The 5,377-nt window shown below is 73.4% G+C and carries 2 protein-coding genes and 1 pseudogene; all 3 read left to right on the top strand.

Going from position 1 to position 5,377, the window contains the following annotated elements; translation table 11 throughout:
• Positions 1 to 277 (top strand): annotated as a pseudogene (locus OZN99_RS24475) (ABC transporter ATP-binding protein); the annotation flags it as partial.
• 109 nt (positions 278 to 386) lie between these two features.
• Positions 387 to 2,924 (top strand): ATP-binding protein, encoded by a 2,538-nt coding sequence (locus OZN99_RS24470; RefSeq protein WP_270937859.1) that lies wholly within the window; start codon positions 387 to 389, stop codon positions 2,922 to 2,924.
• Positions 2,925 to 3,072: 148 nt separating this feature from the next.
• The gene (locus OZN99_RS24465) at positions 3,073 to 5,340 is read left to right on the top strand and encodes a glycosyltransferase (RefSeq protein WP_270937858.1); all 2,268 of its coding nucleotides are present in this window, start codon (positions 3,073 to 3,075) and stop codon (positions 5,338 to 5,340) included.
• Positions 5,341 to 5,377 lie beyond the last annotated feature (37 nt).

Genomic DNA, 5,377 nt, shown 5'->3' with positions numbered 1-5,377 from the left:
CGCGGCGGACCGCGGCGCGGAGCGGCGCGAGCGGGCGGAGAACCGGGCCCGGCTGGCGCCGCTGCGGCAGCGCCTGAAGGAGGTGGAGAAGCAGCTGGAACGGCTGGGGCTGGAGGCCAAGCTGATCGAGAAGCGGCTTTCCGACCCCGAAACCTACGCAAAGCGGAAAGCCGAGGACATCGCCTGGGCAACGATGCGTCGCGCCGCGATTGCCAGGGAGACATCGGCACTGGAAGAGGAATGGTTCTCCCTCTCGGCCGAGCTTGACGCCGCCTGATGTTCACGAAGACGCGAGACATGACGGCCCGGCTTCTGGCGGGACGGGGCGCGCGGTAACGCTATACGCCAACGGGCCGCCGTCACGGCCCGCGAAGCGCGGAGAGAGCTTGGCCCCGTATCGCGTCAGTCTGGCCATCCTGGCGCTTGTCCTGCTGTTCCTTGCGACGCTGATCGGCCTGCGCGTCACGTCGCTGGCGGAGGACCGGGCCGCGACGCTCGCGCGCACCGAGGCGGCGATGCGCAACCTGGCACGTGTCGGCGAGCAGTACGCGCGGCGCGTCTTCGAGACAGCGGACCTCGTCTCGCAGCAGGTGGTCGACCGCGTGGCGGAGCTGGGCGGGATGGAGAATCTGCGCGGCGACGTCGCGATCCACCACTGGCTGCGCGACCTCTCGGCTCGGTCCGCCGGCGACTACCTGATGCTGACGGATGCGCGTGGCCGGCCCGTCACGACCTCCTACACCCACCCCGCGCCGCCCACCGACCTGTCCGACCGGCGCTGGTTCCGCATGCATGCCGAGGCCGGGGCGGAGCGGCATGTCGGCGAGGCGCTGCACAGCCGCATCACCGACGAGGTGCTGTTCACCTACACCCGCATCCTGCGGCGGCCCGACGGCGCCTTCGACGGCGTGGTGCAGGTGGCCGTACGCACCGGCTTCTTCCAGGGCAACGGCCTCGCCGCGGAGTTCGGCGACGGCACGGCGATGGGCCTGTTCGACACCGACGGCCGCGTGCTGGCGCGCACCGGGCTGACGGCGGAGCAGGTCGGGCTTTCGGTGCGCGACACCCCGCTGTTCCGCGACCTGTCGACCCGGCCGGACGGCACGGTGCGCGCCGTGCTGCCCTTCGATGGCGTGGAACGCGTGCTCGCCTTCCGCCGGCTGGATGGCTGGCCCGTCGTGGTGACCGCCAGCATCCCGCTGGACCAGGCGCTGGCGCCGTGGAAGCGATCGGTGAAGTGGTGGGTGGAGGTGCTGGGCGCGGTCGCGGTCGGGCTCGGGCTGCTGGCCGCGCTCGCCATCCGCATGGCGAACCGGGAGGCGCGGGCGCGCAGCGACCTGGCGGCGGCGAACACGGCGCTGCGCGAGGCGGCCGCAGGGCTGGAGGGGCGCGTCGCGTCGCGCACGCGCGACCTGGCGGCGAGCGAGATGCGCTTCCGCGCGATCTTCGACAGTACCTTCCAGCTGATGACGCTGCTGGACCGCGACGGCTTCGTGCTGGAGGCGAACGAGACGGCGCTGGGCTTCCTGGGCCTGGAGCGTGCGGCGGTGATCGGGCGGCGGCTGGCGGAGCTGCCCTGCTGGCCGGACGGGGCGACGAGCGCGCGCCTGGCGGAGGCGACGGCGGGCGCGATGCGCGGCACGCCGTGGCGTGGCGAGATGGTGGCGCGCGGCGGCGACGGGCAACTCACGCCGGTGGAGGTCTCGCTGCGGCCGGTGCGCGACGTGGAAGGGCGGATCACCTGGCTGATCGCCGAAGGGCACGACCTGACGGAGCTGAAGGCCGCCGAGACCAAGCTGCGCGAGGCGCAGAAGATGGAGGCGCTGGGCCAGCTGACCGGCGGCGTCGCGCACGACTTCAACAACCTGCTGATGGTGGTGCTGGGCAATCTGGGCCTGCTGCGCAAGCGGCTGCCGCCCGACCCGCGCATCACCCGCCTGCTGGACGGCGCGCAGCAGGGCGCGGAGCGCGGCGCGGCCCTGACGCAGCGCATGCTGGCCTTCGCGCGCCGGCAGGAACTGCGGCCGGAAGCGGTGGACCTGGCGCAACTGGTGCGGGGCGTGACCCCGCTGCTGGAGCGCTCGGCCGGGCCGACGGTGCGCATCGCGGCGGATCTGCCCGCCGACCTTCCCCCGGCGCTGGCGGATGCGAACCAGCTGGAACTCGCCCTGCTGAACCTCGTCGTCAATGCGCGCGACGCGATGCCGGATGGGGGGGTGATCGAGATCACCGCGGCGCCGGTCGAGGCGCCATCCGCCGCCGCGCCGGCGGGGCTGCTGCCCGGTCGCTACGTCCGGCTGGCGCTGCGCGACAACGGCGCGGGGATGGATACCCAGACCCTGGCACGCGCGACGGAGCCGTTCTTCACCACCAAGGGCGTCGGCCGCGGCTCCGGGCTAGGCCTGTCCATGGTGCAGGGCCTGGCGCAGCAATCGGGCGGCGGGCTGCGGCTTGCGAGCCAGCCGGGCGCGGGCACCACGGTGGAGATCTGGCTGCCGCGCGCTGGGGCGACGGCCGACGCCATGCCCTCGCGCGGGGCGCAGCATGGCAGCGGCGCGACGCCGGCGCGGCACGTCCTGGTCGTGGACGATGACCCGCTGGTGGCGGCGGGCACCGCGATGCTGCTGGAGGATCTGGGGCACAGCGCGGTCGTGGCCACCTCCGCGGCGGAGGCGCTGGCGCGGCTCGCGCGCGAGCCAGGCGTGGACATGGTGCTGACAGACCACGCGATGCCCGGGATGACCGGCATGGAACTGGCGGAGCGGCTGCGGCGGGAGCGGCCGGACCTGCCCGTCGCGCTCGCCACCGGCTATGCCGAGCTGGCGGGCACCGGGCATGGCTGGCTGCCCAGGCTGACCAAGCCGTACCGGCAGGAGGAGCTGGCCGAGCTGGTGCGCCGCCTGACCCGGGCGGAGGCCGCGTAGGGCGGGCCTGGCCGCCGGTATCGGCGGCAGGGCCGATGGCCCGGCCGTTCAAACCCCGCTAGATGTTCACCCCGGCATCCCGGCCCCTGGCCGGCAGCGGGGCTTGCATGAACGGATCCGACACCGCGGCCCCCGCATGGGAGCGGGCATGAGCCAGACCGAGACGACGCGCCGCCCCGTGCGGGTCCTCCATGTCCTGAAATACTACCGCCCCGCCTTCACCGGCGAAGGCGTCTTCCTGGAGCGGTCCAGCGCCGTGATGCAGGAGCTCGCCCCCGAGGTCGAGCACGAGCTGCTGGTCACGCACACCCCCGCCCCGGCCGACCCCGGCATCGCCGCGGCCAGCACCGCGATGCGGCGGGTGATCTACCTCGCGCGCCGGCCGCTCGGCACCCTGCAGCTGCACCTCACGCTGGCCTGGTGGATGCTGACCCATCTGCACCGCTACCACACGGTGCATATCCGCACCCATGCGGACTGGTACTTCACCAGCTACATCCTGGCACGGCTGTTCGGCCGGCGCCTGGTGATCTCCGCCACGCTCGACGACAGCCTGCCGGTCCTGGTCGGGCACTACCGGCCGAGCGTCCGCCCGCTGGTCCGGCGCGCCTTCGGCCTGTTCCACGCCTTCGTGGGAATCAGCCCCAAGCTGCATGGCGAGACGCGCAGCCTGGCGCCGGAGGAGCGTTGCCACCTGATCCCCTGCGGCATCACCGCGCCCCTGCAGCCGCCGGCGGTGCGTGCCCGCGTCCGCGCGGAGATCGGCGCGGCTGAGGGCGACCCGGTGCTGCTCTTCGTCGGCGGGCTGGTCGAACGGAAGGACCCGCTGTTCCTGGTGGAGGCGCTGCCGGCGCTGCGGGCGCGCCATCCCGGCCTGCGGCTGGTGCTGGTCGGGCCGCCGCTGGACCCGGACTACGTCGCCGGGCTGCACGCCACCGCCGAGCGGCTCGGCGTGGCGCCGGCGCTGTTCTTCGCCGGCGAGCAGCGCGACCCGCATCCCTGGTTCGCCGCCGCCGACATCCTGGTCTTCGCCTCCCGCCTGGAGGGCTTCGGGACGGTGGTGCCGGAGGGGATGGCGCATGGGCTGCCGGTGGTGGTGCGCCACCTGCCCGGGGTGAACGACAGCTTCGTCTTCCACGGGCGCACCGGCTTCCTGTTCGACGACCAGGCGGGCTTCGTCGAGACGGTGGACCGGCTGGCCGGCTCCGCCGCGCTGCGACGGGAGATCGGCTCGGCAGCGCAGGCCTTCGCCACGACGGAATTCGGCATGCGCGGCATCGCGGCGCGCTACCTGGATGTGTACGGTCTGGCAGGGCGGATGCTGCGCCCGCCGATGTCCGACCTGCCGGATCCCGGGCTCGGCGCCACCGCCTCCGTGCTCGACCAGCGCTTCCACCTGCCGGTCGAGCCGGCGCCCGATTCGCAGCCGCTTCTGCTGACGACGGTGGATGCGGAGGAATCCTTCGACTGGTCGCGTCCCTTCTCCCGCGACACCACGGATGTGCGGGCGATGGGCAGCCAGCATCTGGCGCATCGCGTCTTCGACCGGCACGGCGTGGTGCCGACCTACATGGTGGACTACCCCGTCGCCGCGCAGCGGGAGGGCGCCGCGCCGTTGCTGGAACTGCTGCGCGACGGGCGCTGCGATATCGGCGCGCAGCTGCATCCCTGGGTGAACCCGCCCTTCCTCGAGGAGCTGAACCGGCACAACAGCTATGTCGGCAACCTGCCCGCCGGCCTGGAATACGAGAAGGCGCGGCGGCTGACGGAGATCATCGCGGACAGGCTGGGCGTGCAGCCGCGCATCTTCCGCACCGGCCGCTTCGGTGCCGGTCCGCGCACCGGCGACGTGCTGAAGCGGCTGGGTTACCAGGCCGACAGCAGCCTGTCGGTGTGCTGGCCGCCGGAGGGGATGGACTGGCAGAGCGGCCTGTGGGGCTTCACCGCGCATCCGCACTGGATCGACCGCGACCGGACGGTGATGGAGATCCCGGCCTCCGCCGCGCTGGTCGGGCGGCTGGCGGCGCGGCAGGGCACGCGGCTTGCGCCGGTGGTGTTCCACCCGCTGGCGCAGCGCCTGCCGCTGGGCGCGGCGCTGGCACGGCTCGGCCTGCTGGAGCGCATCCGGCTGACGCCGGAAGGCATCAAGATCGAGGAGGCGAAGCGGCTGGTGCGCCACATGGCGGCGGATGGCCACAAGGTCTTCGTGCTGACCTACCACTCGCCTTCGCTGGAGCCGGGCAACACGCCCTACACGCGCACCGCGGACGACGTGAAGCGGATGCTGGATTGGCTGGACGCTTTCTACACCTTCTTCCGCGAGGAGATCGGCGGCCGGCCCGCACGCTGGGAGGAGGTGCGCTTCGGCAACCGCGCCGCGGCGCCGGCGGCGGCGCGGCTGGCAACGGTGGGGTAGCGGGCGCGCGCCAATGCGCCGCCGCGGCCGGCGCGAG

This window comes from Falsiroseomonas oryzae, from assembly GCF_027856955.1.
Lineage (GTDB): Bacteria > Pseudomonadota > Alphaproteobacteria > Acetobacterales > Acetobacteraceae > Falsiroseomonas > Falsiroseomonas oryzae.
Note: the sequence above shows the minus strand (reverse complement) of the source record. Positions and strands in the feature narration are given on the sequence as shown.

Coding starts and splice junctions, on each gene's coding strand:
- OZN99_RS24465 (WP_270937858.1), top strand. CDS start 3,073: ATGAGCCAGACCGAGACGACGCGCCGCCCCGTGCGGGTCCTCCATGTC.